The 23,915-nt window shown below is 67.5% G+C and carries 22 protein-coding genes; 15 read left to right on the top strand and 7 right to left on the bottom strand.

Features of this window, described 5'->3' with window-relative positions:
- Positions 1 to 13 precede the first annotated feature (13 nt).
- Positions 14 to 613: an outer membrane beta-barrel protein gene (locus AVME950_RS05780; protein ID WP_284395121.1), complete on the bottom strand. Its 600-nt coding sequence runs from the start codon at positions 611 to 613 to the stop codon at positions 14 to 16.
- 291 nt (positions 614 to 904) lie between these two features.
- On the opposite strand from AVME950_RS05780, the gene AVME950_RS05775 reads away from it, so the two are divergent.
- Positions 905 to 1,552 carry a DUF47 domain-containing protein gene (locus AVME950_RS05775; RefSeq protein WP_092740846.1) on the top strand — a complete coding sequence of 216 codons (648 nt, stop codon included), beginning with the start codon at positions 905 to 907 and terminating at the stop codon, positions 1,550 to 1,552.
- Between the two features lie 36 nt (positions 1,553 to 1,588).
- Positions 1,589 to 2,599 (top strand): inorganic phosphate transporter, encoded by a 1,011-nt coding sequence (locus tag AVME950_RS05770; RefSeq protein WP_272564616.1) that lies wholly within the window; start codon positions 1,589 to 1,591, stop codon positions 2,597 to 2,599.
- 88 nt (positions 2,600 to 2,687) lie between these two features.
- Here the strand turns inward: AVME950_RS05770 and AVME950_RS05765 are convergent, their stop codons facing one another.
- Both AVME950_RS05765 and AVME950_RS05760 read right to left on the bottom strand, forming a co-directional pair.
- A complete protein-coding gene (locus tag AVME950_RS05765) occupies positions 2,688 to 3,134 on the bottom strand; it encodes a TM2 domain-containing protein (RefSeq protein ID WP_284395115.1) in 447 nt (148 codons plus the stop codon).
- A 7-nt stretch (positions 3,135 to 3,141) separates the two neighbouring features.
- Positions 3,142 to 3,663 carry a GNAT family N-acetyltransferase gene (locus AVME950_RS05760; RefSeq protein ID WP_284426114.1) on the bottom strand — a complete coding sequence of 174 codons (522 nt, stop codon included), beginning with the start codon at positions 3,661 to 3,663 and terminating at the stop codon, positions 3,142 to 3,144.
- A gap of 124 nt (positions 3,664 to 3,787) precedes the next feature.
- On the opposite strand from AVME950_RS05760, the gene rpsP reads away from it, so the two are divergent.
- The 7 genes from rpsP (at position 3,788) to AVME950_RS05725 (ending at position 9,088) form a co-directional block, all read left to right on the top strand.
- Entirely contained in the window at positions 3,788 to 4,039 is a 252-nt protein-coding gene (rpsP, locus tag AVME950_RS05755; RefSeq protein WP_272564613.1) for a 30S ribosomal protein S16, read from the top strand.
- 86 nt (positions 4,040 to 4,125) lie between these two features.
- On the top strand, positions 4,126 to 4,698 hold the full coding sequence (gene rimM, locus AVME950_RS05750; RefSeq protein WP_284395110.1) for a ribosome maturation factor RimM: 573 nt from the start codon (positions 4,126 to 4,128) through the stop codon (positions 4,696 to 4,698).
- A gap of 68 nt (positions 4,699 to 4,766) precedes the next feature.
- A complete protein-coding gene (gene trmD / locus AVME950_RS05745; RefSeq protein ID WP_284429073.1) occupies positions 4,767 to 5,534 on the top strand; it encodes a tRNA (guanosine(37)-N1)-methyltransferase TrmD in 768 nt (255 codons plus the stop codon).
- Positions 5,535 to 5,646: 112 nt separating this feature from the next.
- A complete protein-coding gene (gene rplS, locus AVME950_RS05740) occupies positions 5,647 to 6,033 on the top strand; it encodes a 50S ribosomal protein L19 (RefSeq protein ID WP_272548681.1) in 387 nt (128 codons plus the stop codon).
- Positions 6,034 to 6,155: 122 nt separating this feature from the next.
- Positions 6,156 to 6,854, top strand: a complete 699-nt coding sequence (locus tag AVME950_RS05735; RefSeq protein WP_284408398.1) for a CoA pyrophosphatase — start codon at positions 6,156 to 6,158, stop codon at positions 6,852 to 6,854.
- Between the two features lie 66 nt (positions 6,855 to 6,920).
- Complete coding sequence (locus AVME950_RS05730; protein ID WP_284429072.1) at positions 6,921 to 7,898, top strand: CobD/CbiB family protein; 978 nt, start codon at positions 6,921 to 6,923, stop codon at positions 7,896 to 7,898.
- Between the two features lie 104 nt (positions 7,899 to 8,002).
- Entirely contained in the window at positions 8,003 to 9,088 is a 1,086-nt protein-coding gene (locus tag AVME950_RS05725; protein WP_284429071.1) for a hypothetical protein, read from the top strand.
- A gap of 19 nt (positions 9,089 to 9,107) precedes the next feature.
- On the opposite strand, the gene rsgA is transcribed toward AVME950_RS05725, so the two are convergent.
- The 3 genes from rsgA to AVME950_RS05710 are packed head-to-tail and all read right to left on the bottom strand — an operon-like array spanning position 9,108 to position 11,755.
- Positions 9,108 to 10,082, bottom strand: coding sequence for a ribosome small subunit-dependent GTPase A (rsgA, locus tag AVME950_RS05720; protein WP_284429070.1), 975 nt, complete (start codon positions 10,080 to 10,082; stop codon positions 9,108 to 9,110).
- 18 nt (positions 10,083 to 10,100) lie between these two features.
- The gene (locus AVME950_RS05715) at positions 10,101 to 10,439 is read right to left on the bottom strand and encodes a 4a-hydroxytetrahydrobiopterin dehydratase (RefSeq protein ID WP_284429069.1); all 339 of its coding nucleotides are present in this window, start codon (positions 10,437 to 10,439) and stop codon (positions 10,101 to 10,103) included.
- A complete protein-coding gene (locus AVME950_RS05710) occupies positions 10,436 to 11,755 on the bottom strand; it encodes a M48 family metallopeptidase (protein ID WP_284429068.1) in 1,320 nt (439 codons plus the stop codon). The genes AVME950_RS05715 and AVME950_RS05710 overlap by 4 nt, the downstream gene beginning before the upstream one ends.
- Before the next feature lie 37 nt (positions 11,756 to 11,792).
- On the opposite strand from AVME950_RS05710, the gene orn reads away from it, so the two are divergent.
- The 3 genes from orn to AVME950_RS05695 all read left to right on the top strand — a co-directional run bounded on the left by orn (position 11,793) and on the right by AVME950_RS05695 (position 16,175).
- Positions 11,793 to 12,371: an oligoribonuclease gene (gene orn / locus AVME950_RS05705; RefSeq protein WP_284429067.1), complete on the top strand. Its 579-nt coding sequence runs from the start codon at positions 11,793 to 11,795 to the stop codon at positions 12,369 to 12,371.
- Positions 12,372 to 12,640: 269 nt separating this feature from the next.
- Positions 12,641 to 14,569: a DEAD/DEAH box helicase gene (locus AVME950_RS05700; protein ID WP_284429066.1), complete on the top strand. Its 1,929-nt coding sequence runs from the start codon at positions 12,641 to 12,643 to the stop codon at positions 14,567 to 14,569.
- A gap of 130 nt (positions 14,570 to 14,699) precedes the next feature.
- Positions 14,700 to 16,175 (top strand): sensor domain-containing diguanylate cyclase, encoded by a 1,476-nt coding sequence (locus AVME950_RS05695; RefSeq protein ID WP_284429065.1) that lies wholly within the window; start codon positions 14,700 to 14,702, stop codon positions 16,173 to 16,175.
- A 46-nt stretch (positions 16,176 to 16,221) separates the two neighbouring features.
- Here AVME950_RS05695 and AVME950_RS05690 read toward each other — a convergent pair whose 3' ends face one another.
- Positions 16,222 to 17,454 carry a multidrug effflux MFS transporter gene (locus tag AVME950_RS05690; RefSeq protein ID WP_284405815.1) on the bottom strand — a complete coding sequence of 411 codons (1,233 nt, stop codon included), beginning with the start codon at positions 17,452 to 17,454 and terminating at the stop codon, positions 16,222 to 16,224.
- Between the two features lie 223 nt (positions 17,455 to 17,677).
- Here AVME950_RS05690 and cobW point away from each other — a divergent pair, with 223 nt between their 5' ends.
- The 3 genes from cobW (at position 17,678) to AVME950_RS05675 (ending at position 23,879) form a co-directional block, all read left to right on the top strand.
- Positions 17,678 to 18,727 (top strand): cobalamin biosynthesis protein CobW, encoded by a 1,050-nt coding sequence (gene cobW / locus AVME950_RS05685; protein WP_284405816.1) that lies wholly within the window; start codon positions 17,678 to 17,680, stop codon positions 18,725 to 18,727.
- A gap of 33 nt (positions 18,728 to 18,760) precedes the next feature.
- On the top strand, positions 18,761 to 22,600 hold the full coding sequence (cobN, locus tag AVME950_RS05680) for a cobaltochelatase subunit CobN (RefSeq protein ID WP_284429064.1): 3,840 nt from the start codon (positions 18,761 to 18,763) through the stop codon (positions 22,598 to 22,600).
- Positions 22,601 to 22,730: 130 nt separating this feature from the next.
- Positions 22,731 to 23,879 (top strand): magnesium chelatase ATPase subunit I, encoded by a 1,149-nt coding sequence (locus tag AVME950_RS05675; protein ID WP_284429063.1) that lies wholly within the window; start codon positions 22,731 to 22,733, stop codon positions 23,877 to 23,879.
- Positions 23,880 to 23,915 lie beyond the last annotated feature (36 nt).

Here is a 23,915-nt window from a genome sequence, read left to right as displayed (position 1 = left end):
CGTACCTGCGCGCTCAGTAGCGGTACTGCACGCCCACCGTGGTCATGTCCACATCGGACTTGCCGTCGGCGAAGTTCAGGCGGTGGCGCTCCCATTCGACCACTGCCGCCCACTGCGGGTTGAACGCCCAGCGCACGCCGGCGCCATACGAGAGTCCGAAGCCGTTGTCGTCGCCGGTCGTCACGCCGAAACCAGGGTTGCCCGAGGTCTTGGTGCGGCCGTAGGTGGTACCGACCTTGCCGAACACGTCGAACTGCTCGCTGAGCGGCAGGCGGCCGACCAGGCTGAGGTTCAGGCCCTGCGCCTTGGTCTCGCCGCCCACGCGGGTGGCGTTGCCGAAGTTCAGATAGCCGAACTCGATGCCGAAGTTCTGGTTGAAATAGCCGCCGGTGTAGATTTTCCAGGCGGTGTCGTTGTCGTCGAACGCGAAGCCGCCCGTGCCGCTGCGCAGATCGTATTTGGACTGGCCGCCGCTCAGGCCGACGTAGCCTTGCTGCGTGCTGGGAATGAACGAGTCGCGGTTGGAGGCGCGATTGGCCGTCTGCGCGTGGGCGGTGACGGCACCGAACGCAAGCGCGAGAACGCACGGAAGAACGCGAAGCGTGTGTTTCATGGGGAAATCCTTTGGCATGGCGATGAAAGAGGCGGTTGCGTCTGAGCGTCTGAAAGAGGGCGGATCAAAGACTGCCGATTCAATGTAAGCCGCGCCTCGCCAGGGTCATGTGGGCAGCGCGGCGCGATGTTTGTAGGAGTTGCCTGACACGCCCGCCGCCGCCCGTCGGCACACGATGGGCCGGAGTGCATGCAAACGGCGCGGTTAAACTCGCGCCTTTCGCAAAAGTGTCATCGTCCTGTCACATCCGTGGCGACCGTGGGCGATGGGTCCGTCTGTTCAGGAGTCCGCATGTTTTTTGGAAAGCTGTTGCCCCGCGAGGGCAATTTTTTCGAGATGTTCAATCAGCATGCTGACCGCATCGTCGAGGCCGCCCGCGCGTTTTCGCAGTTGGTGGCCAACTACAACGATCCCCACCTGCGCGACAAGTACAACCAGGACGTGGACAACGCCGAGCGCGCCGCCGACCGCGTGACCCACGAGGTCAACCGCTCGCTGCACAAGACCTTCATCACCCCCATCGACCGCGAACAGATCCATTCGCTCATCAACACGATGGACGACGTGGCCGACCTGATCCAGGACTCGGCCGAAACCATGGCGCTGTACGACGTGCGCCACATGACCGAAGAGATCACCCGCCTGACCGACATCAGCCTCAAGTGCTGCGAACGCGTGCGCGACGCGGTCAAGCTGCTGGAGAAGATCGCCGATCCGGCCGTGGCCGAGGCCGCGCTCAAGACCTGCGAGGAAATCGACCGCCTGGAGGGCGACGCCGACCGCGTGATGCGCAGCGCCATGAGCAAACTGTTCCGCGAAGAGCCCGACGTGCGCGAGGTGCTCAAGCTCAAGGCGATCTACGAACTGCTCGAGACGATCACCGACAAGTGCGAAGACGTGGCGAACCACATCGAGGGCATCATCCTCGAGAACTCCTGATCCCGGCCTGCCAGAAGAAATACAAGCTCTCTACGCATGGAAACCGTCCAAACCGCCCTGTGGGTCGTGATGCTGCTGGTGGCGCTGGCCATCCTGTTCGACTTCATGAACGGGTTTCACGACGCCGCCAACTCGATTGCCACCGTGGTCTCCACCGGGGTGCTCAAGCCGACGCAGGCCGTCCTCTTCGCCGCGTTCTTCAACGTCATCGCCATCTTCATCTTCCACCTGAGCGTGGCCGCCACCATCGGCAAGGGCATCGTGCAGCCCGGCGTGGTGGACACGCACGTGATCTTCGGGGCCCTGGTGGGCGCCATCACCTGGAACGTCATCACCTGGTACTACGGCATTCCGAGCAGCTCGTCGCACGCGCTGATCGGTGGCATCGTGGGCGCGGTCATCGCCAAGGCGGGCGCGGGGGCGCTGATCTCGGCCGGCATCCTGAAGACGGTGGCGTTCATCTTCGTCTCGCCGCTGCTCGGCTTTCTGCTGGGCTCGCTGATGATGGTGGCGGTGGCGTGGATCTTCCGCCGCGCGCGCCCGAACAAGGTGGACAAGTGGTTCCGTCGGCTGCAGCTGTTGTCCGCGGGCGCGTACAGCCTGGGACATGGCGGCAACGATGCGCAAAAGACCATCGGCATCATCTGGCTGCTGCTGATCGCCACGGGCTACGCTTCGGCATCCGACGCCTCGCCGCCCACCTGGACCATCGTGTCCTGCTACCTGGCCATCGGGCTGGGCACCATGTTCGGCGGCTGGCGCATCGTCAAGACCATGGGCCAGCGAATCACCAAGCTCAAGCCCGTGGGCGGGTTCTGTGCCGAGACAGGCGGGGCGATGACGCTGTTCGTCGCCACGGCGCTGGGCATTCCGGTGTCCACCACCCACACCATCACGGGCGCCATCGTCGGCGTGGGCTCCACCCAGCGCGCCAGCGCCGTGCGCTGGGGCGTGGCGGGCAACATCGTCTGGGCGTGGATCCTGACGATTCCGGCCAGCGCGTTCGTGGCGGCCATCGCCTACTGGGTCAGCCTGCAGCTCTACTGATCGCGACCCAGGGGACGTTTGCTATTATTTTTATAGCTGGCACCGCATGATTTCCTAGGGCGTTGGGCACATTCAATGCCCAATGCCTTCACTGGGAGATCTTGCGGGCCTCTTCGATCTGGTATTCGAAGTAGCGCTGGAAGCTGAAGGCCAGGCTGGCCATCAGCACCGCGGTGCCCACCAGGAGCGACAGGGCGATGGCGAAGATCGTGAACCAATGCGTGCGCCCCGGGGCGGCGTCCGGCGCCGCGGCCGGGTTGAAGCGGGCGTTCCATTGCTCGGGCGTCATCAGTCCGTAGAGGATGGCGCGCAGCGCGCAGCCTGCGATGGTGAAGCCCAGCAGCGGGATGAGCAGCCAACTGGCGTGGTCGTCCTGCCCCATCGCCTGGACGCGCTGGATGCCGTAGATGCCCAGCGCCGTGGGAATGGGCAGGAGCCAGCCCAGCATGTCCGACAGGCCGTGCAGATAGAAGCGGTGCAGCCCCAGGGGGCCGCCGACGAAGGCCAGCCAGGCGGCGACGGTCTTGTTTTTCATGAGGGGCTCATTCCGGCGACGTGGTGTCGCCCGCGCCCAGGGTCTTTTCCATCAGCACGATGTCGCGCCAGGCGCCGAACTTCCAGCCCACCGAGCGCATCACGCCGATCTCGGTGAAGCCGGCAGCACGGTGCACCCCGATGGAGCCGGCATTGGCGGAATCGCCGATCACCGCGAGCAGCTTGCGCACCCCCGCCGCCTCCGCCTGCTGCGCCAGCGCATCGAGCAGCTTGCGGCCCAATCCCATGCCCCGGGCGGTGTCGGCGACATAGATGGAGTCTTCCGCCGAGAAGCGGTAGGCCGGGCGGGGCTTGAACCAGTTGGCGTAGGCGAAGCCGAGAACCTGGCCATCCTTTTCCGCCACGATGTAGGGCAGGCCCCGGGCCAGCACGTCGGCGCGGCGGGCGGCCATGTCGGTTTCGGTCGGTGGGTCCACCTCGAAGGTGCCGGTGCCGTGCAGGACGTGGTGTTGGTAAATGGCGGTGATGGCAGCGATATCTTCGCTGCGGCTGTCGCGGATGGTGGGCATGTGGGGTGAAGTGGCTATAATCGCGGGCTTTGCAGCGTGTCGCTGGCCGGGTGGCCATGTCGCGTGTCTCAAACGCAGCAAAAAACCATGCAGCTTTACGCTGCGACCACCCGAAGGATTCATTATGGTCGTTATTCGACTCTCCCGCGGCGGCTCCAAAGGTCGTCCGTTTTTCAACATCGTCGTGGCCGACAAGCGTGTGCGCCGCGATGGCCGATTCATCGAGCGCCTGGGTTTCTACAACCCCACGGCCAAGGAAAGCGAAGAAGGTCTGCGCATTGCGCAAGACCGTCTGACCTACTGGAAGAGCGTCGGCGCCCAGTCGTCGCCCACCGTGGACCGTCTGATCAAGCAGGCCGCCAAGAAGGCTGCCTGATCCGCGTCCTCCGGACAAAAGGCGGGTTCCGTTGGTTTTTCTGACGGGCCCCGCCTTTTTTCATTTCCGAAACCCCGTTGCACACCATGCCCAATCTGCCCGTTCTTGAGCCTGCCGAATTGCCGTCCGATGCGGTGGAGATCGGCCGCATTGCCGATGCCTGGGGTGTGAAGGGCTGGTTCAAGGTGCTGCCTTACAGCGCCGATCCGGAAGCGCTGTTTTCCTCCAAGCGCTGGTTTCTGCAGCCTAGCGAAAAGGGCGCCAAGAGCTTTTTCGAGGGCACGGTGGTGCTGGCGGTGAAGCAGGCGCGGGAGCATTCCGATACGGTGGTCGCCACTGCCCAGGGCGTGGACGATCGCGATGCGGCGGAGGCGCTGCGCGGCGCGCGCATCTTCGTGCCCCGCTCTAGCTTTCCCACCGCCGCCGAGGACGAGTACTACTGGGTCGACCTGATCGGCCTGGCGGTCGTCAACCGCGAGGGCGTGGACCTCGGCACGGTGCGCGAGCTGCTCTCCACCGGCCCGCAGACCACGCTGGTGCTGGCCTACGAACACGAGGGCAAGGCGCAGGAGCGCATGATTCCCTTCGTCTCGGCCTTCGTCGACAAGGTGGAGCTGGCCGAGCGCCGCATCACGGTCGATTGGCAACCCGACTACTGATGGATCGACCGACCGATTGAAGGACGGCCGCGCCGCCATACCTTCTGCGGCCCTGGCCCCCTCTGCCCATGCGTTTCGACGTCATCACCCTGTTTCCCGAGCTGTTCGCGCCGTTTCTGGCCAGCGGGGTGACGCGGCGCGCGTATGCGTCGGGTCAGGTCGAGGTGCGGCTGTGGAACCCGCGTGATCACGCCGAAGGCAACTACCGCCGGGTGGACGATCGGCCCTTTGGGGGCGGCCCCGGCATGGTGATGATGGCCGAGCCCTTGTCGCGGTGCCTGGCGGCCATCCGGGCCGACCGGGCCGAGGCGGCGGGGCAGGCGGCCCCGGTGGTGCTGTTTTCGCCGATCGGGCAGGTGCTCGATCACGCGGGCGTGACGCGCTGGTCCGGCAGCGCGGGCGCCATTTTGCTGTGCGGGCGGTATGAGGGCATCGACCAGCGCTTCATCGACGCGCACGTGCAGATGCAGCTCAGCCTGGGCGATTTCGTTCTGTCGGGCGGCGAGATCCCGGCCATGGCCCTGCTGGACGCCGTGGCACGCCTGCAGCCTGGCGTGCTGAACGATGAGGGGAGCCACCAGTTCGACAGCTTCAACGAGGCGCTCGACGGCTTGCTGGACTGCCCCCACTACACCCGGCCCGAAGAGTGGGAGGGCCTGCGGGTTCCTGCACCGCTGCTCTCGGGCCACCATGTGCAGATCGAGCGCTGGCGCCGGGATCAGCGCCTGTCGATCACCGCGCAGCACCGTCCCGAACTCATTGACGCGGCGCGCGCACAGGGGCTTTTGGGCAAGGCGGACGAGGCCGTTTTGGCAAAGAACGGCAACTTGCTATAATCGCGGGCTTTTCGATCCTCTGGCCGGCCGCTTTCGCCTTTGCTGCGAAAGCACCCCACGTCAATCCCGACGCTTGCCAATCTTGGCGCGGACATGATCGTTGGATGCAAACATGAATCTGATCCAGACTCTCGAGCAGGAAGAAATCGCCCGCTTGAACAAGACCATTCCCGAATTCGCCCCTGGCGATACGGTCATCGTGAGCGTGAACGTGGTGGAAGGTACCCGCAAGCGCGTGCAGGCCTACGAAGGCGTGGTGATTGCCAAGCGCAATCGCGGCCTGAACAGCGGCTTCACGGTGCGCAAGATCTCCAGCGGCGAAGGCGTGGAGCGCACGTTCCAGACGTACAGCCCCCTGATCGCCAACATCGAAGTCAAGCGCCGTGGCGACGTGCGCCGTGCCAAGCTGTACTACCTGCGTGAACGCAGCGGCAAGTCGGCACGTATCAAGGAAAAACTGCCTTCGCGTGTCAAGGCCGCGCCGGTCGCAGCCGCATAAGGCGCCTTGCGCACTGCCCCGAAGCCGCTACAGCGCAAGCCGTAGCGGCTTTTTCTTTGGCCGCTTGGCCGACCAGGCCCACTCCAATGACGCCGCCAGATTCTTCGCCTCCTTCACCTTCCATGCCTTCGGTGATCGCTCCGCTGTCTTCGCTGCCACAGTTCGATCCGCGCCGCGTGCCCGTGCTAGGGGTGGACGCCCATCTCCCCCGCGTTCCTGCTGCGGCGCAAACGGCGCAAGCGCTGCGGCTGCGCTTCGCCTCGGCGCCGGCGTGGGTGCCAGAGGTCGTGCATGAGCGTGCCTTCACCGACCGGCCGTTGCGCCATGCCGCCGTGCTGATCCCGATCGTGATGCGCGAGCGCGCGACGGTGCTGCTCACCGAGCGCACCGTGCACCTGTCCACGCACTCCGGCCAGGTGGCCTTTCCCGGCGGCAGCGCCGACCCGGAAGATGCCAACCCTGCCGCCACGGCGCTGCGCGAGGCCTGGGAGGAGGTCGGCCTGGAGGGGCGGTATGTGGAGGTGCTGGGGGAACTGGCCACGTACAGGACGGGCACCGGGTTCAGCATCACGCCGGTGGTCGCCCTGGTGGAGCCCGATTGCACGCTGAATCCCAATGCCTACGAAGTGGCGGACGTGTTCGAGGTCCCGCTGGACTACCTGCTCGATCCGTCGCACCACCGGCGCCATGCGTTCGAATGGGAAGGGGTCACCCGCGAATGGTTTTCCATGCCCTATGAGGATGCCGCCGGCAAGACGCACTTCATCTGGGGCGCGACCGCGGGCATGCTGCGCAATTTCTACCGTTTCATGCTGGCCTGACATCGGGCGATCTTTCCGGTGGCGACGACGGCTGGGCACCGAACCGGGCCGCTATCATTGCCCCCCATGAGTTTCTTTGCCATCCTGTTCGCGTTGCTGATCGAGCAGGCACGCCCGCTGGCGCGCAGCAACCCCATCCATGCGGGCGTTCGCGCCTGGGCGCTGTCGATCAGCCGCAATTTCGATGCGGGAAAGGCCCACCACGGGTGGGTGGCATGGGCGCTCGCCGTGCTGTTGCCCTCGATCGCGGTGCTGGCAGTGCACTGGCTGCTGTTCTACGGCGTGGGCTGGCCGGCGGCGGTAGTCTGGAATGTCGCGGTGCTTTACGTCACCCTGGGGTTCCGGCAGTTCAGCCACCATTTCACCAACATCCGCGATGCGCTGGAAGAGCGCGACGAAGACAGCGCGCGGGCCCGGCTCGCGGCCTGGCAGCAGGTGGATGTGGGCCAACTGCCCCGCAGCGAGATCGTGCGGCACGTGGTTGAGTATTCCGTCATCGCTGCGCACCGCCACGTGTTCGGCGTGCTCGCCTGTTTTTCGGTGCTGGCCGCGTTGGGACTCGGTCCGACCGGTGCGGTGCTTTACCGGCTGGCTGAATTCGTCTCGCGCTACTGGAAGGCTGGCAGCCCGCATCCGGCCAGCGCCTCGTTGCAGCGAGCCTCGGCGCGGTCCTGGACCGTGATCGACTGGTTGCCCGCCCGCCTGACGGCCCTCAGCTTCGCCGTGGTGGGCAGTTTCGAAGAGGCCATCGATGGCTGGCGCTTCCATGCGCAGCGCTTTCCCAACGACAACGATGGCGTCGTGCTGGCGGCCACGTCCGGCGCCATCAACGTGCGCCTGGGCGGAGAAGCTTTGCGGGCGCGGGTGGACCCGCTCTCGCCCGCCGGCTTTGATGGCGATATCGAGGCGGCAAGCAGCGACGTCACGCCCGGCCGGGAGCCCGAGGTGGGGCATCTGCGTAGCGTGGTCGGCCTGGTCTGGCGCTCGGTGGTGGTGTGGATGCTGCTGCTCGCCCTGCTGACCCTGGCCCGGTTGCTGGGCTGAGCCGGGTCTCTTTTTGAAGTTTCGTGGCGAAGTCGCTCCGCCTTTGACGCGGCCTTGTTCGTTACCGATGCCCTGTACCCGAGCAGGTGCCACCAGGACTGTTCATGAACCAATCTGAATCCCCCTCCGGCGAGCCTTCCACGCAGGAGATGTCCGCCGCCGCGGACCGCTTCTGGGCGGCGGTCCTGGGCGAACGGGCCGATTTGCAGGGCCTGGAGTCCGTCCCGTTCATGGAGCGCCTCAATGCCCTGCTGGAGCCTTGCGTTCCCGGGGTTACGGTGGAGGTGGCCGGCGCGGGCAAGGAGGGGCCCGTGGAAGGCCAGGCCCGGCTGGTTTTCACGGCCCACGGGAGTGCGGAGCGGTTTGCGGACGTGCAGGCATTGACCGCACAGGCACCGGCGCAGTTGCCATGGCGGGTGGAGGCCTTCCGCCAGCGGATGCCTGGTGGCTTCGGCATGCGCATGGACGGATTCGACCTGGCCACCCATGAGCTGCTGGTGCGCGTGGGCCAGATCGATGGACGCATCGCATTGGCGCTGTCGTTTTCCAAGCCCGTGCCCATGGACCTGCAGGACCATGCCCGCCACATGGCGTTCATCTTGCTCGACCACATGCTGGGCGAGTACGATTTTTCGGTGAAGGTCGGGGTGGTGGAATTCGACACGGATGGGCTCAGCGACGACGCGGGCTTCGAGGACTGGGAGCCCGCGTCGCTCGATGACAGCGTTTCGCGCATCGACACCTTCTGGCGTGAGACCCTGGGCCGCTCGGCGGTCTATCCGCCCGAGCCGGTGCGCTGGGCCGCGCTGGAGGGGCGGGATGCCCAGGGCGATCCCATCATGGTGCAGGTCAATCTGAGCGCCAACGCCTTGGTGTCCCGCGCAGACTTGGGCTGGCGCGTGCAGGCCAGCCTGCCGGCGCAGGACAAGTCCGCGCTGCAGCAGGCGCAGGATTTCGAGGACGCCTGGGTCAATGCGGCCACCATGTACCAGCAAGGCATCTGCAGCCACATCGTGCTGCGGGGTGGCACCCGCACGGTGCATTGCTACGTGACCAGCGCCGACCACGCCCTGGAGGCCGCGCGGCGCGCTGCCGAAGCGGTGCCGGGCATGGACCCCCCCGTGCTGGAGGCCCAGCACGAGCCGGCCTGGAGCGACTATCTGGGGTGGTACGTCGAGTGCCGGGACTGAGCGCCGCCGTTCCGTCCCATCACCAATGCCGGTGCTCGCTCAGCTCGGCAAACAGATTGCTATAAATCTGATAGCGATTTGCGCTGATGGAATCTGCGCCAGTGCGTGATTCGCCTTGCAGTCCGTCCACCTGCGCCATGACCGCGCAGCCGGGCTCGTGCAAGTGCGTGCAGTTGTAGAACTTGCATCCCTGGGCATGCAGGCCGATGTCGGGCATGTAGCGCGGCAGATCGGCCGGTCCGATGTGGTGCAGGCCAAATTCCTGGAAGCCTGGCGAGTCGATCAGGGCGGTGCGGCGTTCGGAGTCCACCCAGTACCAGGTCGTGGTGGTGGTGGTGTGCTTGCCGGAATTGAGCGCTTGGGAGATCTCGCCCGTGAGCGCCGTGGCGCCCGGCACCAGCAGGTTGATGAGCGTGCTCTTGCCCGAGCCCGAGGGGCCGAGCACCAGGGTCGTCTTGCCCGACAGGCGCTCCATCAGTGCGGCCTTGTCCACCTCGCCCGACTCGGACAGCGACAGCGGCATCACGCCATAGTGGTGGCCGTCCGCTGCGCTGCCGCCCATGTGGCGGTACGGCAGCAGCCGCTCCCACGCGCGGGCGAAGGGCTCGACCAGATCGCTTTTGTTCAACGCGATGATCGGCGTGATGCGCTCGGCTTCCGCCGCGATCAGCGCACGGGCCAGCTGGCTCTCCGAGAACACGGGTTCGGCGGCGATCAGGATCAGCACCTGGTCCAGGTTGGCGGCGAAGGACTTGGTGCGGATTTCGTCCTGCCGGTAGAACAGGTTGCGGCGCTCCTTGACCTTCTCGATGGTGCCTTCGTCCCCCTGGCCGGCTGGCGCGGCCTGCCAAAGGACGTGATCGCCCACCACGGCTTGGCTCTTTTTCCCGCGGGGATGGCAAATGCGGCGCTGGCCGTCGGGCGATTCGACCAGGCAATGGCGGCCGTGGCTGGCCACCACGATGCCGTCGAACAGGGCGCTGCGCTCAGCCATGGCGGGGAAGGGGTGTGGTCATGCGGCGAGCAGGCCATCGAAGCGCGATGCGCATTCGATGTCGGTCGCCGAGATGCCATTCACGTCATGCGTATTCAGTCGCACCACGCAGCGGTTGTAGTGCACCGACAGGTCCGGGTGATGGTCCTGCGCGTTGGCGACGAAGGCCACGGCGTTCATGAACGAGATGGTCTCGTAGTAGTTGGCGAAGCGGTAGGTCTTTTCGATGGCCACATCTGCGCCGTCGCCTGTCAGTTTCCAGCCGTCGAGGTCGGCCAGCTTGGCGACGATTTCCGTCGCCGTCAAAGCACGCCGCGTCTGCGTGGACCAGTCTTTTTTCTTGAGCATCGAAGTCATGGTGTCGGGGCCAGGTTGGGCATGCGCGCCAGCCGTTCGGTGGCCGGCGGATGCGAGTAATAGAACTTCACGTACACGGGATCGGGCGTGAGGGTGGAGGCATTGTCTTCGTAAAGTTTCAGCAGGGCCGTGGCGAGGTCGCTGCCATTGGTCTGGGCCACGGCATAAGCGTCGGCCTCGAACTCGTGGCGGCGCGACAGCTGCGCAAACAATGGGGAAATGAAAAAGGTGAACACCGGCACCGCCAGCAAAAACAACAGCAGCGCCAGGGCATCGTTGGGCGCAGAGCCGGCCACGCCTTCCAGCGACAGGTTGGGCAGCACGCCCAGCCCCGTGTAGAACCAGCCCTGCGTGGAAAGCCAGCCCAGCAGTGCAAAGCCCGCGAGGCTCAGCGCGAAAAGGCTCACGATGCGCTTGACGATGTGGCGGTGCTTGAAATGCCCCAGTTCATGGGCCAGCACCGCCTCGACTTCGCCGGGGGACAACTGGCGCAGCAGGGTGTCGTAGAACACGACGCGCTTGGCTGCGCCGAACCCCGTGAAATAGGCGTTGGCATGGGCGCTGCGGCGGCTGCCGTCCATCACGAAAAGCCCTTTGGCTGCAAAGCCGCAACGCTGCATGAGGGCCGTGACGCGGGCCTTGAGGGATTCGTCTTCCAGCGGCTGAAATTGGTTGAACAGCGGCGCGATGAAGATCGGATAGACCACCATGAGCAGCAGGTTGAATCCCATCCACGCGCCCCAGGCCCACAGCCACCAAAGGGGGCCGGCCGCGCCCATGAGCCACAGGATCAGTGCCGCGATGGGCAGGCCGATGGCCGCGCCCATCAAGGTGGACTTGGCCAGGTCTGCCAGCCACAGGCGCGCCGTCATCTGGTTGAAGCCGAAGCGTTGTTCGATCACGAAGGTCTGGTAGAGCGTGGCGGGCAGGTCGATCAACCCGCTGATGGCCGCGAAGGCCGCCAGCAACGCCAATTGCTGCACCATGCCGCCACCCAGTGCATCGAGCAGGAACTGGTTCAGTGCATCCAGCCCGCCGAGCAGGGTCCAGCCCAGCAGCACCGCGGCGCCCAGTGCCATCTCCAGCAGGCCGAAGCGGGCCTTGGTGATGGTGTAGTCGGCCGCTTTCTGGTGGGCTGCGAGTGGTATCCGGCCGGCGAACGGGGCAGGCACGGCGTCGCGGTGCCGGGCCACATGGCGGATCTGGCGCGATGCCAGCCAGAACCGGAGTGCGAGCCCCGCCACCAGAAAGGCGGCGAACAGCAGGGTGAGAAGGGTGGAGGGCGCGAGCAACGCGGAAGGGGCAGGGGTGGGCATGTCCGGCGAGTTTAGGCCATCGGCGACAATGCCGGCCATGTCCGATATCGCCAACCCCACTGTGCCTGTGCTACCCAAATCCGACCAGAACCTCGTCTGGCTCGACTGCGAAATGACCGGTCTGAACCCGGACACCGACCGCGTGCTGGAGATCGCCGTCGTGGTCACGGGACCGACGCTCAGCCCTCGCGTGGAGGGCCCCGTGTTCGCCATTCATCAGTCGGATGCGCTGCTCAACGGAATGGACGCATGGAACAAGGGCACACACGGCCGCAGCGGCCTGATCGACAAGGTGCGCGCCTCCACGGTGACCGAAGCCGAGGCAGAGCAACAGATCATCGAATTCCTTTCGCGCTATGTGCCGAAGGGCACGGCGCCCATGTGCGGCAACAGCATCGGGCAGGACCGCCGTTTTCTGGTCCGGTACATGCCGCGGCTGGAAACGTTTTTCCATTACCGCAACCTGGATGTCAGTACCCTCAAGGAATTGGCCAAGCGCTGGAAGCCCGAGGCCTACACCTCCTTCAAGAAGGCGCAGCGGCACACGGCCCTGGCGGATGTGCACGAATCGATCGACGAACTTGCGCACTATCGCACTCACCTGCTGGCGCTTTGAGCGCCTAACGCGTTCTTTAACCCAAGTGCATTGCGGGAAACCCCCAGCCGTGCAATAATCGCCGGCTGCGCGGAAATATCGCGCAGTTTGTGCATCTCCCTTCACACACTGGGCCTGCGGCCTGCTGAAAACCTTCAGCCTGGATCCCGCGCTAATGCCCACCTGCCCAGCAACATGCTGGCGCTGGTTTCGTTTGATGGTTGATGTTTTTTAACCATTGACGAAGCCTGCGCAGGCCACGCCTGCGGCCGTCTTCGTGTGAGAAAAATATGACCGACACTTTGCAAGTGCAGGGCGAATTCGCGCCTGCTGAATCTTCCATGGCCGTTGAAACGCTGGAATCGGCCGCGATCGAAGCCGGCGAATCCATCGAATCCACTGAATCCGCCGCTGTGGCGGAAGACGCGGCACCCGCGTTGCCCAACGGCTTCGTGCGTCTGGGCCTAGCACCCGAGCTGGTGCAGGCCGTGGCCGACCTGGGCTACACCCAGCCCACGGGTGTGCAGGAGCGTGCCATTCCTCTGGCCATGGGCTCGGGCGATGAGTCCAGCCAGTTCATCGACCTGATGGTTTCGAGCCAGACCGGCAGCGGCAAGACCGCCGCGTTCCTGCTGCCCGTGCTGCACACGCTGATCCGCCAGCAGGCAGAAGCCGATGCCGCCGCCCGCGACGAGTTCGACCGTTCCGTTGCCGAAGCCCTGGCCCGTGGCGAGCCGGCCCCCAAGCGCAAGCGCAAGGACCCGACCAACCCCCGCAATTTCAAGGCCGCCGCCCCTGGCGCCCTGATTCTGTGCCCCACCCGCGAACTGGCCCAGCAAGTGGCCCATGACGCCATCGAACTGGTCAAGCATTGCCGCGGCCTGCGCGTGGCCAATGTGGTGGGCGGCATTCCGTACCAACTGCAGATCGCCAAGCTGCAGAACGCCAACCTCGTGGTGGCCACGCCCGGCCGCCTGCTGGACCTGCAACGCTCGATGCAGATCAAGCTCGACCAGGTGCAGTTCCTGGTGGTGGACGAAGCCGATCGCATGCTCGACCTCGGTTTCTCGGACGATCTGGCCGAACTGAACCAGCTGACCGCCCAGCGCCAGCAGACCATGATGTTCAGTGCCACGTTCGCACCGCGCATCCAGCAACTGGCCATGCGTGTGATGCACGACAACGGCGCGTCGGTCAAGAAGATCCAGATCGACTCTCCGCAGGAAAAGCACGCCAACATCAAGCAGGTGCTGTTCTGGGCGGACAACGCCCAGCACAAGCGCAAGCTGCTGGACCACTGGCTGCGCGACACGACGATCAACCAGGCCATCGTGTTCGCCAGCACGCAAGTCGAATGCGACGGCTTGGCCAACGACCTGCAGCAGGAAGGCTTCTCGGCCGTGGCGCTGCATGGCGCCCTGAGCCAGGGCTTGCGCAACCGCCGCCTGATGGCGCTGCGCAGCGGCCAGGTGCAGGTGCTGGTGGCCACCGACGTCGCTGCCCGCGGCATCGACGTGCCCACGATCACGCACGTGTTCAACTACGGCCTGCCGATGAAGGCTGAGGATTACACCCACCGCATCGGCCGCACCGGCCGTGCAGGCCGCGACGGCCTGGCGGTGACGTTCGCCGAGTTCCGCGATCGCCGCAAGATCTTCGACATCGAAGGCTACAGCAAGCAGCAGTTCAAGTCGGAAGTGGTGCCTGGCCTGGAGCCGCAGCAACGCGCGCCGCAGGCCCGTCCCGAGTTCGGTGGCCGTGGCCGCCAGGGTGGCTACGAGAGCCGTGACGGCTTCTCGCGCGATCGCAAGCCGGCCGGCGCAGGCCGTGGCGGTTTTGGTGGCGGCTTTGCGGGCAACGACCGCAGCGGTTTCGGTGGCCGTGGCGCTCCCGCTCCCCGTGCTGCTGGTGGTGGCTACCAAGGTGCTGGCGGCCATGCCGCTCCGCGCGATGACCGCGGCTTCGGCGGCGGTGCCCGCCGCGATGGCGATGGCTATGGCCGCAAGCCCGGCTTCGGCGACGCAGCCCGTGGCAATGGCTTCGGTGGTGGCCGCAACGAAGGCGGCGCTCCGCGCGGCGACTTCGCTCCGCGTGGTGATTTCGCCCCCCGTGGCGAATTCGCTCCCCGCAAGCCGGCGTTCGCGAAGCCCGGAGCCGGCGGCGGCAAGCCTTTCGTGCCGCACGATGCACGCAAGCGCCCTGCACGCCCTGCCCGCTGATCGGCGCGCGGACTGCCGCTGACTGCAAAAGCCAACCCTTCGGGGTTGGCTTTTTTTATGGGCGGACCACACGATGGAACGGTACGGTCGGCGTCTGCCCGACAATCGTCCGCTTGATTGGAGGTTCCCGATGCCGTCTTCTTTGCCCTCGTCTTCGGACGCGGACTTCGAACACATGTTCGACCTTGCGCCCGTGTCGCTCTGGCTGGAGGACTACAGCGCGCTCAAGCAACTCTTTGCCCGCTGGCGCAGCGAAGGGGTGCAAGACATCGCCGAGCACGTCCGAAACGACCCCTCCTGCCTGCGGCAGTACAGCCATTGCCTCAAGGTCATCAAGGTGAACCAGCGGACGCTGGAGCTGTTCGCCGCGCCGGACCAGGCCACGCTGGAGGCCTCTCTCGGACAGGTGTTTCGCGACGACATGCACGAGCAGGCCTTGCCCGAGATCCTGCAGCTGTGGTCCGGGGCGACCGAGTTTTCCAACCAGGCGGTCAACTACACGCTCGATGGCCGCCGGCTCGACGTGCAGATTCGCGGACGCATCCTGCCCGGGCATGAGGACGACTGGAGTCGCGTGCTGGTGTCCCTGGAGGACAACACCGCGCAGCACCAGGCAAGCCGTGCCCTGAAGGAGAGCGAGCTGTATGCGCGCGGTCTCTTCGAGAATTCGCCGGTGTCGCTGTGGGTGGAGGACTTCAGCGCGGTCAAGCGGCTGCTCGACGACGTGCGGGCGCAGGGCATCCGCGATTTCAAGACCTTCCTCAAGGTGCACCCCGAGTTCGTGGTGCGATGCATGCACGAAATCCGCGTGATCGACGTCAATCAGGAAACCCTGTCGATGTTCGGGGCCGAGTCCAAGGAGATGCTGCTGCACCGGATCGGCAAGGTGTTCCGGGGGGAAATGCAGGAGTCCTTTGCGGAGCAGTTGCTGGACTTGTGGGACGGCAGGCTCTTTCAGCAGCGCGAGGTGGTGAACTACTCCCTCTCCGGCGATGCCGTGAACATCCACATGCAATTCGCCATCCTGCCCGAGCATGCGCACGACTGGAGCATGGTGCTGCTGTCGCTGGTGGACATCACCGCGCGAAAAAAGGCGGAGGCGTACCTGGAATACCTGGGCAAGCACGACGTGCTGACCCAGCTGCGCAACCGGGCCTTCTATGTCGAGGAACTGAATCGGCTCACGCGCAAGGGCCCCTGGCCGGTGGCCGTTCTCGTGATCGACATGAACGGTCTGAAGTCGATCAACGATGAAGAGGGCCATGCGGCCGGCGATGCCATGCTGCGCCGCGTGGGCGAGGTGCTGGCCAAGGCCGTGGATGCGCCGGCATGCGCCGCGCGCATCGGCGGTGACGAGTTCACCGTGCTGATGCCTGCGACCGACGAACGGGGTGCGCATTCCCTCATGGAACGCATCAACTCGCTGCTGGACCTGAACAACCAGTTCTATCCCGGCCGGCCGCTGAGCCTGTCCATGGGAATCTCGAGTGCCTCTTCGGGCGACCAGCTGGAGGCCGCGGTGAACCGGGCGGACCAGGCCATGTACGCCGAGAAGATGCGCTACTACCAAGCCCGCGAGACGGATCGCCGCCGGGGCAGCAATTGAGGCGAAGGCTGGCGCCGCGCTGGGGTGGGGCGTGAACGATCCGGGGTCAGCCCGCCGATGCGGTGCGGCCGACGTCCGGCCAACGGTGGTGCAGGTAAACCCAGGCTCCCAGCCCCACGCACATCATTCCCAGTGAGGCACCGGCCAGCCACAGCGTGGAATGCATGACCAGGGGGGCGACCACCCCGGCCACCAGCCCGTTGGCGGACGACCCCACGAAGGCCTGCAGCGAAGAGGCCATGCCGCGCCGCTCCGGATGCAGGTCCAGCACCAGCAGGGTGACCACGGGCACCATGAGCGCCCAGCCGAACGCGAACACGGCGATGGGCAGCAATGCCCAGGAAACGTGTGCCTTGAACAGCCAGTTCGCCAGCAGGTTCAGGATGGACATCGAGAACATGATCAGAAAGCCGTGGCGGATCTGCCGCTTGGGCGCGATGCGCCCTGCCAGCCGCCCGCTGAGCCAGGCGCCGCCCATGATGCCCGAGATCGTCAGCACGAAGAACCAGAAGAAATGCGTGGGAGCCAGCCCCAAGTGGTCGCCCAGGAAGGCCGGCGCCGCCAGCACGTACAGGAACATGCCGTTGAACGGCACGCCGCTGGCCAGTGCCAGCAGCAGGAAGCGGGGGCTCGAGCCCAGCTCCCAGTAGCCGCGCAGCAAGTGCCGCGCATTGAAGGGCTGGCGCTGCTCGGCATGCAGCGTTTCCGGCAGCAGGCGGTAGTTGGCCAGCCAGAGCGTCGCGCCGACGCCGGTCAGGAACCAGAACACACTGTGCCACCCCGCGTGCACGAACAGCCAGCCGCCGATGATGGGCGCGATGGCCGGTGCCACGCCGAAATAGATGGTGACCTGGCTCATCACCTGCTGCGCCTGGGCGGGCGGGAACATGTCGCGGATCACCGCACGCGACACCACGATGCCGGCACCTGCCGAGAGGCCCTGCAGCGCGCGGAAGATGACCAACTGGCCGATGCTCTCCGACAGGGCGCAGCCGGCCGACGCCAGGGTGAACACGGCAATGCCCCACAACACCACGGGCCTGCGCCCGAAGCTGTCCGACAGCGCTCCGTGGAACAGCGTCATGAAGGCGAAGCCGAATAGGTAGGCCGACAGCGTCTGCTGCATTTCCACTGGCGAGGCGCCCAGCGCGGCGGCGATCCCCGAGAACGCGGGGATGTAGGTATCGATCGAAAAAGGGCCCAGCATGCCCAGCAGTGCCAGCAGGACGGCCAGGGCCCAGCGCGGTGCACGCCAGATGTTGTGGGCTTCAGGGTTCATGGATTCGGTGTGGAGCAGGGGACGGGCGAAAGGGCCGTGCCGCCGGGGGGCGGTCCGCATGTCTGTCAGCACGCCCCGTCGCCGCAGGGCACAGGGTCACGATTATGGTGCAGGCTCCACTTTGGGAGGTGTGCAGGCCGCGCCGCCTGTCCCGCGGGAGACGGCTCGGCGGGTTCCCGGATAATTCCGCAGTTCCGCCGTCTGCGGCACCGAAAGAACCGATATGCAAACGTCCAAGATTCCCGCCACCATCGTCACCGGTTTCCTGGGCAGCGGCAAGACCACGCTGCTGCGCCACATCCTCGACAACGCCGACGGCCGCCGCATCGCGGTGATCGTCAACGAGTTCGGCGAACTCGGCATCGACGGCGAGATCCTCAAGGGCTGCGGCATCGGCTGCGACGACGCGGGCAACGAGCGCGAAGGCGCGCTCTACGAACTGGCCAACGGTTGCATGTGCTGCACGGTGCAGGAAGAGTTTTTCCCGGTGATGAAGCTGCTGGCCGAGCGGCGCGACCAGATCGATGCGGTGCTCATCGAGACCTCGGGCCTGGCCCTTCCCAAGCCGCTGGTGCAGGCCTTCCAGTGGCCGGAGATCGCCAACGTGTTCACCGTGGATGCGGTGGTGACGGTGGTGGACACGCCGGCCGCTGCCAGCGGCCAGTTCGCCGCCAACCCCCAGGCCGTGGATGCCCTGCGCCGCGCGGACCCCAATCTCGACCACGAGTCGCCGCTGCATGAATTGTTCGAGGACCAGCTCTCCGCCGCGGACCTGGTCGTGCTCAACAAGACCGACCTGGTGGACGCCGATGCGTTGGCCCGCGTGCAGGCGCTGGTGCGCGAGGAGATTCCCTCGTCCGTGAAGGTGGTGCAGTCCGAGCAGGGCCGCCTGCCGCTGGATGTGCTGCTGGGCCTGTCCAAGGCGTCCGAGGCCTCCATCGACCAGCGCCAGAGCCACCATGACCATGAAGAAGACCACGACCACGACGAGTTCGACGCGCACGTGATCGATCTGCCGGCCGTGGACCGCGACCGCCTGTTGACCGCCTTGGCGGGCCTCGTGGAGCAGCACGCCATCCTGCGCGTGAAGGGCTTCGCCGCCATTCCGGGAAAGCCCATGCGCTGGCTGCTGCAGGGCGTGGGCCGGCGCCTGGATCACCACTTCGACCGCGCATGGCGCGAGGGTGAGGACCGCCGCACGCGGCTGGTGTTCATCGGCCAAGCGCTGGATGCCACCGCGCTGCGTGCCGGGCTCGACGGCGTGGCCGCCTGATGCGGGCGCGATAGTCCGGCCCGGCCCGCCCGCATGCACCTGCTGAGCACCCGCCCGGGCGGCTTCGTCGAGGACGAGACCGTCATCACCCGCCTGGACCAGAGCCCGGCGGACATCGTCGTGCTCAGTTCGGCCGACACCACGCTCGCGCTGCTTTCGGCCGCCTGTGCCGAACTGGCGCGCACGCAGCCGGGCTTTCCCTCGGTGCGGGTGGCCAATCTGCTGTACCTGCGCCAGCCCGCGTCGCTGGACCTGTACCTGGATGAAGTGCTGCGCCACGCGCGCGTGGTGATCGTGGACCACCTGGGTTCCGAATCGGCCTGGCCCTACGGCATCCAGCAGATCGGCGCGCTCGCGCGCCGGCAGGGGCAGCGACTGGCCATGTTCTCGGGCGACCTGCAGGAGGACCCGCACCTGGTGGAGCGCAGCACGCTGCCCCCTTCGGTGTGCCATGGGCTGTGGCAGTACCTGCGCGCCGGCGGCGCGGGCAATGCGCTGCAGTTCCTGCGCGCGGTGGCCTTCCATGGGCTGGATCACGGCGATGCGCCGCTGCCACCGCGCAGCCTGCCGCAGGCCGCCGTGCATGTGCCGCCGGCGCTGGGCGTGGCGCGTCCGGCGGGGCATACCGTGCCCGGCATCGACGATCTGCGCGCGGCCTGGGTGCCGGGCGCGCCGGTGGTGGCGCTGGTGTTCTACCGATCGCACCTCATGGCGGGCAATACCGCGGCGTTCGACGCGCTGGCGCTGGCGCTGGCCGGACAGGGGCTCAACCCCTTGCCGGTGGCGCTCGATTCGCTCAAGGACCCGCTGTGCCTGTCCACCCTGCAGGATTTGTGCCGCCAGCATGCGGTGCAGCTCGTGCTGAACACCACGGCCTTCGCGGCGCTGGAGGAGGGGGCCGCGCTCGCGGGCGATGCACCGGTGCTGCAGGTGATCGCCAGCGGCGGAAACCGCGATGACTGGTGGGCGGACAGCCAGGGCCTGCGCCCGCGCGACATCGCCATGCAGGTGGTGCTGCCCGAGATGGATGGGCGCATCGTCACCCGCGCCATCAGCTTCAAGGGGCTGTCGCACCGCTGCGCCTTCACGCAGGCCGACGTGGTGGCCTACCAGCCCGAGCCCGACCGGGTGGCGTTCGTCGCTGCGCTGGCCCAGCGCTGGTGCCGGCTGCGGGGCCTTCCCAACCCGGACAAACGGCTGGCGCTGGTGCTGGCCAACTACCCCGGCAGCGAGGGGCGCCTGGGCAGCGGCGTGGGCCTGGACACGCCCGCGTCGGTGATCGGCATCCTGCAGCGCCTGCGCGCCGAGGGTTACGCCCTGGGCGACGCCGCGGCCGCGCCGGCCGATGGCGATGCGCTCATGCGCGTGCTGCAGCAGGGCATTGCGAACGACCCCGCGCAGTGGCCGCTGCGTCCCGCCTGGCAGAGCTACCCCCTGGCCGATTACCGCGCGCGGCTGGACGCGTTGCCGGAGGGCATGGCGCAAGCCATCCACGACCGCTGGGGCCCGCCCGAGGCCGACCCGCTGCTGCGCCAGGGCCGCTTCATGATCGCGGGCCTGCGGCAGGGGAATGTGTTCATTGGCATCCAGCCGGCGCGCGCCAACGCGGCGGCGCCAGGACAGGGCACTGCTGGTGCGCAGGACTACGCAAGCTACCACGATGCCGAGCTGGTGCCGCCGCACGGCTACCTGGCCTTTTACTTCTGGCTGCGCGACGTGTTCGCCATCGACGCCGTGGTGCACGTGGGCAAGCACGGCAACCTCGAATGGCTGCCGGGCAAGAGCCTGGCGCTGTCGCAGGCGTGCTGGCCTGATGCGATCCTGGGGCCGCTGCCCCACCTGTACCCCTTCATCGTGAACGACCCGGGCGAGGGCGCGCAGGCCAAGCGCCGCAGTCAGGCGGTCATCATCGACCACCTCATGCCACCGCTCACCCGCGCCGAAAACCACGGCCCGCTGCAGGACCTGGAGCGCGTGGTGGACGAGTACTACGACGCGCTGCTGGTGGACGCGCGCCGCGCCACGCTGCTGCGCCGGCAGATCCTGGATGCGGTGCGCCGCCAGCACCTGCTCGAGGAGCTGGACCTGGCCGCGCCGGCCGGCAGCGCGCCGGACGACGATGCCATCCTCGCGCGCATCGACGCCTACCTGTGCGAGCTGAAGGAAACGCAGATCCGCGATGGCCTGCATGTCTTCGGCGCCTCGCCGACGGGTCGCCAGCGGCGCGACACGCTGCTGGCGCTGGCCCGCTACCCGGCCGGCGACGGGCAGGGCGCTCAGGCCGGGCTGCTGCAGGCCCTGGCCGACGACCTGCTGCCCGGCGATCCCTTCGACCCGCTGCAGATCGAGGCGGCGCAGCCCTGGCAGGGCCCGCGGCCCGAGGCGCTGCAGGCAGTGGACGCCAGCCCCTGGCGGCACCACGGCGACACGCGCGAGCGGCTGGAGCTGCTCGCCCAGCAACTGCTGGAGGACGGCGCGCCGGCCGCAGCCTGGCCGCGCACGCAGGCCGTGCTGGCGCGGGTGCAGGGCACGCTGGCGCCCGCGCTGGACGCGTGCGGTGACCAAGAACTGGGGCAGCTGCTGCGCGGCCTGCGCGGGCTGTTCGTGCCGCCGGGCCCGAGCGGCTCGCCGTCGCGCGGCCGGCCCGACGTGCTGCCCACGGGGCGCAACTTCTACACCCTGGACACGCGCGCCATTCCCACCCGCACCGCCTGGGAGCTGGGCCAACAGTCCGCCCAGCGCATCCTGGAGCGCTACCTGCAGGAGCACGGCGAGTACCCGCGCACGCTGGGCCTGTCGGTCTGGGGCACGGCCACCATGCGCACGGGCGGCGACGACATCGCCCAGGCCTTCGCGCTGATCGGCGTGCGGCCCCGCTGGGCGGCGGGCAGCCAGCGCGTGGTCGATTTCGAGGTGGTGCCGCGTGTGGGGCTGGGCCGCCCGCGCATCGACGTCACCCTGCGCATCTCCGGTTTTTTCCGCGATGCCTTCCCCGGCACGGTCCAGATGTTCGATGCGGCCGTGCAGGCCGTGGCGGCGCTGGAGGCCGAGGACGCCGAGGAAAACCCCATCCGCGCCCGCATCCTCGAAGAATGCGCCGCGCTGCAGCAGCGGGGCGTGGACGCGGCCGCTGCACGCCGCCAGGCCGGCTGGCGCGTGTTCGGCGCACCGCCCGGCCATTACGGCTCGGGCCTGAACGGCCTGTTCCAGACCGGCGACTGGCAGGACGACGGCGACCTGGCCCGCGCCTACGTGGGTTGGAGCGCCCATGCCTACGGGCAGGACGCCGCGGGCGAGCCCGCGGGCGATGCGCTCGCGCGCCGCCTGCAGGGCCTGGACGTGGTGGCGCAGAACCAGGACAGCCGCGAACACGACCTGCTCGACTCCAGCGACTACTACCAGTTCCAGGGCGGCATGGCCGCCGCCGTGCGGCACCTGTCGGGCCGGCAGCCCGCCCTGTACCACGGCGACCATGCCAACCCGCAGGCGCCCCGCATCCGCACCCTGAAGGAAGAGATCGGCCGGGTGGTGCGCGCGCGCGTCACCAACCCCAAGTGGATCGACGGCGCCAAGCGCCACGGCTACAAGGGCGCCTTCGAAATGGCAGCCACGGTGGACTACCTGTTCGGCTTCGATGCCACCACGCGCCAGGTGAGCGACCACCACTACGCGCTGGTGGCCGATGCCTATGTGCTGGACGCCGGCACCCGCGACTTCGTGCGCACCCACAACCCCGCCGCCTTGCGCGACATGCTCGAGCGCCTTTTGGAGGCCATGCAGCGTGGCCTGTGGCAGGCGCCGGGCGACTACCGCCAGGCGCTGCAAGACCTGCTGCTGGAGCACGAGCAAGCGCAGGAGGGCGCCCGCGGATGACACCCCACGCCCCCCGATCTGCACAACAGGCCGCAACACGGCCCGCAACACCGCCCCTGGCAGCCGGACCGCATCGACCGCATGGCCAAGGCCACGATCGGCGCTGACATCGCCTCCCCCACCCCTCCGCATGCAAGACGCTACTCCTTCCCTGCCCGCGCTTTTTCCCTTCGCCGCCGTTGCCGGCCAGCCGCAACTGCGCCAGGCGCTGCTGCTCGCCGCCATCGATCCGCAGCTGGGGGGCGTGCTGATCGAAGGCCCGCGCGGCACGGCCAAATCGACCGCCGCGCGCGCCCTGGCCGAACTGATCGAAGGCGCGCCCTTCGTCACGCTGCCGCTGGGCGCATCGCTGGAACACCTGGCCGGCACGCTGGACCTGGAACAGGCCATGGCCGGCAATGCGGTGCGCTTTGCGCCCGGCCTGCTGGCGCGCGCGCACGGCGGCGTGCTCTACGTGGACGAGATCAACCTGCTGCCCGATGCGCTGGTCGACGTGCTGCTGGACGCGGCCGCCAGCGGCGTCAACGTGGTGGAGCGCGACGGCATCTCGCACCGCCACGCCGCGCGCTTCGTGCTCGTGGGCACCATGAATCCGGAAGAGGGCCAGTTGCGCCCGCAGCTGCTGGACCGGCTGGGCCTTTGCGTGCGCCTGGCGAACGTGGTGGAGCCGGCCGAGCGCCAGGCCATCGTGCGCTCGCGCCTGGCGTTCGACATGGACCCGGAAGGTTTTCGCGCGCGCTTTGCCGACGCGCAGGCCGACCTGTCGCAGCGTCTGCGCGCGGCGCGCGAGCGCATCGCCCAGCCCGGCGCGCTGCCGTGGCCGGATGCGGTGCTGGCCGATGTCGGCGAGCGCTGCATCGCCGCCCGCGTGGACGGGCTGCGCGCGGACATCGTGATGTTGCGCGCCGCCCGCGCGTTGGCTGCTTGGGAAGGCGCCTCCGCTGTGGAGGCCCGCCATGTGGCGCCGGTCGCGGAACTGGTGCTCGCGCACCGCCGCCACGCGGATGCCGGGGCGCCGCCACCGCCCCTGCTGGCCCCGGGGCCGAGCGCGGAGAAGCCCCCGGGCACGCGGCGGGAGGGCCACGCGAGCGAAAGCGCCACACCAGGGGATGGGAGGAGCGAGGGAGATGGCCCTGCCGATGGCGGCGCCTCCCTTGCCGCGGGTGCTGCGGACTGGGGCGCCTTGCCCCCCGAGCCCGTGGGCACCCAGGCCTTCAAACCCGTGCGGCCGCTGCTGGTGCCGCGCGGCGGGCAGGACAGCGCACCAAAAAAAGCCTGAGCCCCCGCCCCGGGCGTGCCGCGGCGCGCCAGGGAG

The sequence above is a fragment of the Acidovorax sp. SUPP950 genome (assembly GCF_030158935.1).
Lineage (GTDB): Bacteria > Pseudomonadota > Gammaproteobacteria > Burkholderiales > Burkholderiaceae_C > Paracidovorax.
Note: the sequence above shows the minus strand (reverse complement) of the source record. Positions and strands in the feature narration are given on the sequence as shown.